General features: G+C 45.8%; 8 protein-coding genes. All 8 read left to right on the top strand.

Features of this window, described 5'->3' with window-relative positions; genetic code table 11:
• The coding region (gene wecB / locus LDL40_RS05795; RefSeq protein ID WP_300994242.1) for a non-hydrolyzing UDP-N-acetylglucosamine 2-epimerase at window positions 1-904 on the top strand (904 nt) is incomplete at its 5' end.
• Window positions 905-933: 29 nt separating this feature from the next.
• Window positions 934-1,965: an SDR family oxidoreductase gene (locus tag LDL40_RS05790; protein WP_300994241.1), complete on the top strand. Its 1,032-nt coding sequence runs from the start codon at window positions 934-936 to the stop codon at window positions 1,963-1,965.
• A 189-nt stretch (window positions 1,966-2,154) separates the two neighbouring features.
• The gene (locus LDL40_RS05785; RefSeq protein ID WP_300994240.1) at window positions 2,155-4,926 is read left to right on the top strand and encodes an SLBB domain-containing protein; all 2,772 of its coding nucleotides are present in this window, start codon (window positions 2,155-2,157) and stop codon (window positions 4,924-4,926) included.
• A 57-nt stretch (window positions 4,927-4,983) separates the two neighbouring features.
• Entirely contained in the window at window positions 4,984-5,919 is a 936-nt protein-coding gene (locus tag LDL40_RS05780; RefSeq protein ID WP_300994239.1) for a Wzz/FepE/Etk N-terminal domain-containing protein, read from the top strand.
• Window positions 5,920-5,933: 14 nt separating this feature from the next.
• A complete protein-coding gene (gene tviB, locus LDL40_RS05775) occupies window positions 5,934-7,211 on the top strand; it encodes a Vi polysaccharide biosynthesis UDP-N-acetylglucosamine C-6 dehydrogenase TviB (protein ID WP_300994238.1) in 1,278 nt (425 codons plus the stop codon).
• A 232-nt stretch (window positions 7,212-7,443) separates the two neighbouring features.
• Window positions 7,444-8,517, top strand: a complete 1,074-nt coding sequence (gene rfbB, locus LDL40_RS05770; protein WP_300994237.1) for a dTDP-glucose 4,6-dehydratase — start codon at window positions 7,444-7,446, stop codon at window positions 8,515-8,517.
• A complete protein-coding gene (rfbA, locus tag LDL40_RS05765) occupies window positions 8,514-9,386 on the top strand; it encodes a glucose-1-phosphate thymidylyltransferase RfbA (RefSeq protein WP_300994236.1) in 873 nt (290 codons plus the stop codon). The genes rfbB and rfbA overlap by 4 nt, the downstream gene beginning before the upstream one ends.
• Window positions 9,383-9,922, top strand: a complete 540-nt coding sequence (rfbC, locus tag LDL40_RS05760) for a dTDP-4-dehydrorhamnose 3,5-epimerase (RefSeq protein ID WP_300994235.1) — start codon at window positions 9,383-9,385, stop codon at window positions 9,920-9,922. Before rfbA ends, rfbC begins: the two co-directional genes overlap by 4 nt.
• Window positions 9,923-10,000 lie beyond the last annotated feature (78 nt).

Genomic DNA, 10,000 nt, shown 5'->3' with positions numbered 1-10,000 from the left:
TCTAAACATTAAAGCTGTATTGCGCGATTTTAAACCGGATATAGTGCTGGTGCATGGCGATACCAGTACAACTTTTGCTGCCGCTTTAGCCTGTTATTATGAAAAGATAGCTGTAGGTCATGTCGAAGCTGGTCTTCGTACCGGCAATATTTATAGTCCATGGCCGGAAGAGGCCAATCGCAAATTAACAGGTGCGTTAACCCGTTTGCATTTTGCGCCAACTGATACTTCGAAGCAGAACTTGCTGAACGAAAATACGGATCCTGCCAATATTATTGTCACAGGAAACACTGTGATAGACGCGCTGCATCAGGTGGTGGCAAAAATTGATGCAGACGCGCAGTTGACAACAAAATTTGAACAGCAGTTTCCTTATGCTTTAAATGGCCGGCGTATGGTGTTAGTGACTGGACACAGAAGAGAAAGTTTTGGTTCTGGTTTTGAACAAATTTGTGCCGCTTTAAAACAAATAGCTCAGCAATTTCCGGATACAGATGTGGTCTACCCAGTACATTTAAATCCTAATGTGCGGGAACCTGTGTTTCGCTTATTAAGTGATACTTCCAATGTGCACCTGATTGAACCTCAGGATTATCTGCCTTTTGTCTATCTGATGAGCCGCAGTACCCTTGTATTAACAGACTCTGGAGGTATTCAGGAAGAGGCGCCTTCTTTAGGTAAACCTGTGCTGGTGATGAGGGACACCACAGAGCGTCCCGAGGCTGTAGCTGCTGGTACGGTCAAGCTGGTCGGAACTGACGCTGCTGTGATAGTCAGAGAGGTCAGTCGCTTGCTGACAGACAAGGCTTATTATGAGCAGATGAGCTTTGCGCATAATCCTTATGGCGATGGTAAGGCTTGTGGCAGAATTATTGCCGCTATCCGTACTTTGATCACGAACTAATTATAAAGACCAGATAATAAGAAAATTACATGATTGCTTTTGAACACGCTAAACAACAATTGATCCGTGCTCCAAAAACCTGGTTAATCACCGGATGTGCTGGTTTTATTGGCTCTAACTTGTTAGAGACGCTGCTAAAACTTGGGCAAAAAGTCGTAGGACTGGACAATTTTTCTACCGGAAAACAGCATAACCTGACTCAGGTTCAGCAGATTGTTGGTGCTGAGTTATGGCAACAATTCAGGTTTATCGAAGCAGATATCCGAGATCCTCAAGCTTGCCTGAATGCCTGCGAGGGCGTCGATTATGTATTGCATCAGGCGGCTTTAGGCTCAGTACCACGCTCTATTAATGATCCTATTGCAACCAATGAAACCAACATTTCAGGTTTTTTAAATATGTTGGTTGCGGCCAAAGAACATAAAGTGAGTCGTTTTGTTTATGCAGCATCCAGTTCCACTTATGGTGACCATCCCGCGTTACCTAAACAGGAAGCGAATATAGGCAATCCGCTATCTCCTTATGCGGTGACTAAATATGTCAATGAACTCTATTCAGATGTGTTTTCACGCTGCTATGGCTTCAATTCGGTAGGGTTGCGTTATTTTAACGTTTTTGGCCCACGTCAGGATCCACATGGTGCTTATGCTGCAGTGATCCCTAAGTGGACTGCAGCAATGATTGCTGGTGAAGATGTCGCCATTAACGGCGATGGAGAAACCAGCAGGGATTTTTGTTTCGTGGCCAATGCGGTACAGGCAAATATTCTGGCGGCACTGAGTAGCCCTGAAAAAAGTGAGGTGTATAACGTAGCAGTGGGAGACAGAACAAGCTTAAACACATTGTTCCATGCTATTGCAACCAGCTTAAAGGCTGAGGGTGTCGACTACACAAAACAACCTGTATATCGTGATTTCAGGGCCGGAGATGTCAGACATTCTCAGGCTGACATAGGTAAAGCCAGGTCTGAGCTGGGCTACGAACCAAGTCATACTATAGGGCAGGGGATAGCGGTCGCTATGCCATGGTATGTAAAAAATAACGCTTCGGTTGGTAATTAATCAGGCGTGACCATTGCTTTTTGGCTTTGTTCTTCACTGGGTGGTATTACAGATTTTTACTCGCTAAGATAACCCGGTTATGTGTAAAATGCTGGCCCTTTGGTATGGCTGCCTGTGGCATGATACAGGCAGTTACACAGAATAGTGGAGTTTCTGTGGTGCCTGAAGTCTTCAATCTGGAGTTTGATTGTGATCAGAACTATTAATAAAATTATCGGTCTTTTTTTGTTGTGCGCTTTCGTTAACCTTAGCTACGCTGCAACTACCGCCTCACCAGCGATGATTGCTCAGTTAAAAAAGTTGCCGAAAGCAGAGCAGCAAAGGCTGATGAAGCAATATGGTTTAAGTTCCTCGGATCTGAATCGCCGGGATTCAAGCTCCACAACAAAAGAATCAGCAGACTCTGAAGCTTTTGCCTATCAGGACACAGAAGACAATTGGCAAAACGACTTCAATAAAACCGAAGAAAAAACCAAAGGGCCACAACGTTTTGGTCTCGCACTTTTTAGTGGTAAAAGTGACAGAGCTGACAATTCCTCTATTCCGGTCCCTGACTTTTATGTTTTAGGGGCAGGTGACGAGTTACTGGTACAAATCTTCGGTAAACAGAGCTCCAGCGAGTCTTTATTAATTGAAAGAGACGGCACCATAGTGCTACCTGAGTTGGGACCTGTTGTTGTTGCAGGCCTTACCTTTTCTGAAGCGAAAGCGCTGATTGCAGACCGGATTAAAAAACAAATTTTAGGTGTAGATGTGGCCGTCAGTATGGGCGAGCTAAAAACTATTACCATTTTTGTCGCTGGTGAAGCTAAAAAGCCTGGAAGCTATAATGTGCCAGCGCTTTCCACCGTCACTCAGGCTTTAACCCGGGCTGGTGGTATCAGTGATATAGGCAGCCTGCGTGAAGTGAGTGTAAAACGCAATGGCGCTACTGTAGTTACTTTCGATATCTATGATCTGCTATTAAAAGGCGATGCCCGTAACGACTTGCAATTGCAATCCGGTGACGTTGTTTTTGTTGCTCCGGTTAAAGCTCTGGCTGAGGTTTCAGGAGAAGTGCACCGCCCGGCAATTTATGAAGTGATGCCGGGTGAGTCTGTAGCTAAATTACTGGCAATGGCCGGAGGTCTGAAAGCAACGGCTTATCCTCAGGGTTCAGTGCTGGAACGAGTCAACTCAAAGAACGTGCGTGATTTACTAAATCTGGATTTGACTGCCGCTGCAGGTCTTGGCCAGATGGTCAGGCAAGGGGATGTATTGCGAGTAGGCGGAACCTCTACCCGTGTTGAAAATGCCGTCACTATCGCAGGTGCTGTAGTACGTCCAGGACATTACGCCTGGCGTGACGGTTTGAGAGTGAATGATCTGCTGACTTCATTATGGTCTGATTTACATATTTCAGCTGATTTAGATTATGCCTTGATTATCCGTGAAGAGAGTGTCGCTGGCGATCTCAAGGTATTGCAGTTTAATCTTGGTCAAGCCATTACAGAACCAATGTCGGCAGACAATCTTCGGTTGTCAGCCCGTGACCTTATTCTGGTCTTCCATCAGGAAAACCAGAGTTTTGAAAGAGCCAAACTGGATTTGTATTTCCGCGAAAAACTTGCAGAATCAGAGCAGTTTAAACCTCAGGCGGAAAAGCCAGTTGAACCAGTTGCAACAGAGCCACAGTTAACAGCACAGAAGCCAGAACCTAAACTCAATTACGAAGCTTTGACCGATCAGGCCTTTATGCTGCTGGAAGAAAAACAAAAGCGTGAAGAATTACCACCTGCTTTTGCTGAAGAGGACATGAGTTCCGAACAAAATTGGCTGGTGATGGAACTGAACACTCTGCTGAACGCCTTGTTTTCAAATCCTGATTTTCTGGCGAAAACACCGCATTTGAGCCGCAAAGAGTTACTACTGCCTGTACTTAACAAATTGAAATCCAGAAGTTCACTGGTGACAGGTCCGAAGCTGTTTTCGGTGACTGGTGAAGTTAAAGTACCAGGTGAGTATCCGTTACCTGAACGGGCTTCAGTGAAAAAGCTGATCGAAGCTGCTGGTGGTTTGAAAGATAGCGCTTATTTACAACGTGCTGAATTAACCCGCGCTACTCAGGAATCTGTTGATGCAGATATGCAGGTTGCGCATTTTAATATTGACTTAACCAAAGCGGTGAAAGAAGAACAGGAATTTAGCCTGATGAGCCGCGATGCGCTGAACGTGTTTTCTATTCCGAACTGGAACATAAAACGTCAGTTCCGGATCTATGGTCATGTACGTTTTCCTGGAATTTACACTATCCAGCAAGGCGAAACGCTTGCCAGTATTTTAACCCGCGCTGGTGGTTTAAAAAGTACCGCCTCAGCAGAGGGCGCCATTTTTACCCGGAAACAAACCAAAGAACGTGAAGAAGAACAAATCCGTAAGTTAGCCCAACAACTCAGAGCGGATATAGCGTCCCGTTCACTAACAGCTGAAGCGAACGCTATATCTCCACAAGATTCCATGATGTTGATTGCTGAAATTGAGAAAACCAAGCCTGTAGGGCGTTTGGTGGTAAATCTCGAAGGTATTATGAACGGCGAGACTGAATTTGACCTGATGGCTGAGGACGGTGATGAGCTTTTTGTTCCGCCAACTAATACCTCAATAGCAGTAGTGGGTGAAGTACAACATACTGCCAGCCACAGGTTTAAAAAGGGTCTGTCTTTACAGGATTATCTTGACCTTTCTGGTGGTTTCCGTAAACGCGCTGACGAAGAACGGGTGTATGTGATCCGCGCTGATGGTTCGGTATATATGCCTGGCCAGAAATCCTGGTTTAGTATCAGCGAAGATAAGCTGATGCCCGGAGACACTATAGTGGTGCCTTTGGATACCGAGTTCAAAGATAGTCTGTCTGTATGGACTGCAATCACACAGATTTTCTACCAAAGTGCTGTTGCGTTGGCCGCAATCAACAGTTTCTAAGCTGACTTAACTGCAGCAAAATTCACTTTGGAATGATGGTTCAGGATAGAGAATAAAATGACAGATAAAAATAACGACGGCACTCATACGGCGTCAGATGAAATGGACTTTAGCGACCTGCTCAGGATCATCTGGCGGGGGAAATGGTTCATTATGTTAGTCACTGCAGTTTTTGCAGTGCTTTCAGTGCTGTACTCATTGAGTCTGGCGAATGTGTACAAGAGTGAGGCTGTGTTGACTCCGGCCACTGAAAAGTCTGGATTGAATATACCTGGCCAATTGGGTGGCCTGGCCGCTATGGCTGGTTTAAATCTGGGCGGCAGTGGTGCTACAGACAATACAGCGCTGGGTTTAGAGCTGATTAAGTCGAGAGATTTTATCGGTCGTTTTGTCGAACGGCACAACTTGCTGGTGCCATTGATGGCCACCTCTGGTTGGGACAGGGGTTCAAATGCATTGTTGTTTGACCCTGAACTCTATGATGTTCAGAGTAAAGCCTGGGTACGTAAAGTGAATCCGCCTTTTCAGCCCGAGCCCTCCTTACTCGAAGCTCACGATGCGTTTATGGATAACTTTTCAATTAGCCAGGATAAATTGACTAAAATGATCAAAGTCAGTCTGGAGCATTATTCGCCTGAATTGGCTGCGCAGTGGCTGAGCTTGTTAATCAAAGATATTAATGAAGAAATAAGGCAGCGGGATCTGCGTGAAGCAGAACGCAGTATTGTCTATCTGAACAAGCAAATTGAAGAAACCAATATAGCGGATGTTAAGGCGACGCTGTTCTCTTTAGTAGAAGAGCAGATGAAAACCAAGATGCTGGCTAACGTCCGCAGTGAGTATGTGTTTAAAACCATAGATCCTCCAGTAGTTCCGGAAATGAAAGCTAAGCCTATGAGAGCGCTTATTGTTGTCGCTTCGGTCATCCTAGGCTTTATGTTTTCTTGTTTGATAGTGTTATTCCGGCATGTGTACAAGTCAGGAAGACCTTAGTTGTGGTGGTAAAAATGAATAATTTAAACGATGTAACAATTGTAGTTGTTGGCCTGGGTTATGTAGGTTTGCCTTTGGCTGTTGAGTTCGGTAAGAAGTATCAGACTATTGGTTTTGATATCAATACACACCGGATAAAGGAGCTTAACGCCGGCGTGGATCACACGCTTGAAGTCTGTTCTGAAGAACTGAAATCATCCACTTTATTAAAGTTCAGTTCCGATATTGAGACTTTGGGTAAGGCGACAGTGTTTATTGTGACAGTACCAACCCCGATAGATGAGCATCGTCAGCCTGATTTAACTCCTTTGATCAAAGCGTCCGAAACTATAGGTAAAGTGATTAAAAAGGGCGATGTCGTCGTTTATGAATCCACTGTCTACCCTGGTGCCACGGAAGAGGATTGTATTCCTGTGGTAGAACGGGTATCCGGCTTAACCTTTAACACTGACTTTTTCGCTGGCTACAGCCCTGAGCGTATTAATCCGGGTGATAAAGAGCACAGAGTTACCAGTATAAAAAAAGTGACCTCAGGTTCGACTCCCCAAGTAGCTGAATTTGTTGACCAGTTGTACCGCTCTATCATTGTGGCCGGTACCCATAAAGCCAGTTCAATCAAAGTGGCCGAGGCAGCCAAAGTGATTGAAAACACTCAGCGCGATTTAAATATTGCGCTGATCAATGAACTGGCGGTGATTTTCAACAAACTGAATATTGATACTGAAGAAGTTTTACTGGCGGCCGGGACTAAGTGGAATTTCCTGCCATTCAGACCGGGTTTAGTGGGCGGTCATTGTATTGGTGTCGACCCTTATTACCTGACTCATAAAGCTCAGTCTATTGGTTACCATCCCGAAGTTATACTGGCGGGCCGCAGAATCAATGACAGTATGGGACGTTATGTGGTTAGCCAACTGGTGAAAGCTATGATAGCGCGCCGCGTTCATGTCAATGGTGCCAAGGTGTTGGTGTTAGGTTTGACTTTTAAAGAGAACTGCCCTGATGTCAGAAATACCAAGGTTGTAGACATAGTCAGCGAACTGAAAGAATACGGCATGGATGCGGATGTTTACGATCCCTGGGTCGACCCGGCAGAAGCTCAGCATGAATATGGTATCACTCCTGTGCAGGCGCCAAAAACCGGTGAATACGATGCTGTTATTGTTGCCGTGGCACACAACGAGTTCCGGGCCTTAGGCGCACAAAAGATCAGAGCCTTTGCCAAACCTGTTCATGTCCTGTATGACCTTAAGTATGTTTTGAGCTCAGAAGAAGCAGATATCAGGCTCTGACCTCCTTTAGCATAAAGCTGAGTGTGAGCTGTGTTTATACCCAGGAAACTTGAAGTTGCAGGGCGGCGACAAGCCTTCGAGACTCCGGGCGCATAGACTCACTGCGTGACTGGCTCGAGAGAGTGCAGTCAACAAAGCTGCTGTTTCAAATACGACGGGTATAGTTGATGTCAGGCTATCGGCATGTGGCTGATTCGTCTGACAGGTTGTTTTTTAAGTCAGGTTGAAGGTTATGAAAATTTTGGTTACTGGTGGTGCCGGTTTTATTGGTTCGGCACTGATCCGTTATTTAATCCAGCACACAGACAACACAGTGATCAATCTGGATAAACTTACCTATGCCGGTAATCTCCAGTCGTTGCAAAGTGTCGACAGCAATGAGCGCTACATTTTTGTCCAGGCTGACATTTGTGATGCGGCCAAAGTTGCAGAGATTTTTTCCAGCCATCAGCCTGACTGCGTGATGCATCTGGCTGCTGAAAGCCATGTCGACCGCTCTATTGATGGTCCTGCAGCTTTTATTCAGACCAACATAGTGGGCACCTACGTATTGCTGGAAGCCGCCCGTAAGTACTGGTCCGGCTTGGAAGCAGAGCAACGCAGTACATTTCGTTTTCATCATATCTCAACGGACGAAGTCTATGGCGATCTGCATGGCACGGACGATTTATTCACCGAAACAACACCTTACGCTCCCAGCAGCCCATACTCAGCCAGTAAAGCCAGCAGTGATCATTTAGTCAGAGCCTGGCATCGCACCTATGGTTTGCCCGTAGTGTTAACCAACTGCTCAAATAACTATGGCCCTTATCATTTTCCGGAAAAATTGATCCCGCTAGTGATACTGAATGCCCTGGCAGGAAAACCTTTACCTGTGTATGGCAAAGGCTTGCAAATCCGGGACTGGTTATATGTGGAAGACCATGCCAGAGCTTTGTATCAGGTGGTCTCGAAAGGACAGGTGGGTGAAACCTACAATATTGGTGGCCACAACGAAAAAACCAATATTGAAGTGGTGCGTACGATCTGTGAACTGTTGGAAGAATTCGTACCGGCAAAACCTGAAGGGGTAGCAGCTTACAAGGATTTGATTACCTATGTGGCTGACAGACCTGGCCATGATTTACGTTACGCCATAGACGCCAGCAAGATAGCCAGAGAGCTGAACTGGACGCCACAGGAAAGTTTTGAAACTGGCCTGAGAAAAACAGTTCGCTGGTATCTGGACAATGAAAACTGGTGGCGTCAGGTAGTAGATGGCCGTTATCAGCTGCAACGTTTAGGACAAGGAGAGTCATCCGAATGAAAGGTATAATTCTGGCCGGTGGCTCAGGAACCAGGCTGCATCCTATTACCATAGCAACCTCAAAACAGCTGTTGCCTGTTTATGATAAGCCGATGATTTATTACCCTCTGTCAGTTCTGATGCTGGCAGGGATCCGGGACATTCTGATTATAACTACACCAGAAGATGCCAGTGCTTTTCATCGGTTGTTGGGGGATGGCAGTAACTTTGGTATCCACTTAAGTTACGCTGTGCAGCCTAAACCTGAAGGTCTGGCTCAGGCTTTTATCATTGGGGAGTCTTTTATCGGTTCCGACAGCGTCTGCCTGGTGCTTGGTGACAATATTTTTTATGGTCAGCATTTTTCCGACAAACTGATTGCTGCTGCAAAGCAGACAGAAGGCGCCACAATTTTTGGCTACCATGTGAACGACCCTGAGCGTTTTGGTGTGGTGTCTTTTGATGAGTCGGGCAAGGCCTTGTCTATTGTCGAAAAGCCTGCTGTTCCGGCTTCTAATTATGCGGTAACGGGCTTGTATTTTTACGACAACGATGTGGTCAATATTGCCCGTCAGATCAAACCCTCAGCCCGTGGTGAACTTGAAATCACTGACGTGAACATGAGCTATCTGCAACAAGGTAAGTTGCGGGTTAGCCTGCTTGGTCGCGGTTTTGCCTGGCTGGATACAGGCACTCATGACTCTTTGCTGGAAGCAGGGCATTTTGTCCAGACTATAGAGCAGCGTCAGGGCCTGAAGGTAGCCTGCCTTGAAGAGATTGCGTTCCGGAATAAATGGATCGATGAAACAGTGTTGCTGCGTCAGGCTGAATCGCTTGCCAAAACCAGTTACGGTGCTTATCTGAAAAAAGTGTTGCAAGGTTACAAATGAACATTATTAAAACCAGGCTGAATGGCTGCCTTATTATTGAACCTAAAGTTTTTGGTGATGACCGCGGCTTTTTTCTGGAAAGTTTTCATCAGCAGCGTTATCAGCAAGAAACCGGCATTACTCAACTTTTTGTCCAGGATAATCATTCCCGCTCAGCCAAAGGGGTATTGCGTGGGCTGCATTTTCAGAAAACCCGGCCACAAGGCAAGTTAGTGCGGGTTGTTCGTGGTGAAGTTTATGATGTTGCAGTAGATATCAGGCCGGGTTCGCCAACTTTCGGGCAATGGGAAGGCGTTATTTTATCGGAAGAAAACAAACGTCAGTTCTGGGTGTCGCCTGGTTTCGCTCATGGTTTTCAGGTGTTGTCTGATTTTGCTGATTTTGAATACAAGTGCACAGATTATTATTTTCCGCAGGACGAAGGTTGTCTGGCCTGGAATGATCCTCAACTCGCTATCGACTGGCCTATTAAAGCTCCTCTGTTATCTGCAAAAGATGCAAATGCAGGCACTTTAAGTGAGTTGAATCTTCGATGAGTTGTCTTATTTTAGGGGGTAGCGGGCAGTTAGGCCGTTGTCTGCAGGACAGAATGACCGCATTGCAGCTGGATTATG

It is taken from the genome of Rheinheimera sp., from assembly GCF_020217005.1.
Lineage (GTDB): Bacteria > Pseudomonadota > Gammaproteobacteria > Enterobacterales > Alteromonadaceae > Pararheinheimera.
Note: the sequence above shows the minus strand (reverse complement) of the source record. Positions and strands in the feature narration are given on the sequence as shown.

Coding starts and splice junctions, on each gene's coding strand:
- LDL40_RS05790 (WP_300994241.1), top strand. CDS start 934: ATGATTGCTTTTGAACACGCTAAACAACAATTGATCCGTGCTCCAAAA.
- LDL40_RS05780 (WP_300994239.1), top strand. CDS start 4,984: ATGACAGATAAAAATAACGACGGCACTCATACGGCGTCAGATGAAATG.
- tviB (WP_300994238.1), top strand. CDS start 5,934: ATGAATAATTTAAACGATGTAACAATTGTAGTTGTTGGCCTGGGTTAT.
- rfbB (WP_300994237.1), top strand. CDS start 7,444: ATGAAAATTTTGGTTACTGGTGGTGCCGGTTTTATTGGTTCGGCACTG.
- rfbA (WP_300994236.1), top strand. CDS start 8,514: ATGAAAGGTATAATTCTGGCCGGTGGCTCAGGAACCAGGCTGCATCCT.
- rfbC (WP_300994235.1), top strand. CDS start 9,383: ATGAACATTATTAAAACCAGGCTGAATGGCTGCCTTATTATTGAACCT.